The 290-nt window shown below is 50.3% G+C and carries 1 protein-coding gene; it reads left to right on the top strand.

What is annotated here, in order from left to right; genetic code table 11:
• The coding region (locus tag LK12_RS24455) for a hypothetical protein (protein ID WP_197063657.1) at window positions 1-290 on the top strand (290 nt) is incomplete at both ends.

Raw genomic sequence — 290 nt, 5'->3', positions numbered from 1 at the left:
ATCGACGTTTAAAAGCGATCAATACGCTATCGCTGACGCTGATTACCCAATCCTGCGAAACTTATCTTATTCAGAATACGCGCCCGGAATCGATCACTAATACTTTCCGCGAATTTTTTGACACGCCGGTAGAAACCGCGCAGGACGTCCACAAGCAACTCAAACGCCTGCGAAGAGTTATCGCCTGGACCGGGGAACGGGAAACGCCTGTCACCATTTATAGCTGGGTCGCGGCGGCAACGCGTTATCAGCTTCTCAAGCGCGGCGTTATCAGTAACACAAAAATCAAC

This window comes from Novosphingobium malaysiense, from assembly GCF_000802225.1.
GTDB lineage: Bacteria > Pseudomonadota > Alphaproteobacteria > Sphingomonadales > Sphingomonadaceae > Novosphingobium > Novosphingobium malaysiense.
The sequence above is the reverse complement of the archived record's forward strand: the minus strand, read 5'-3'. Positions and strand labels throughout refer to the sequence as shown.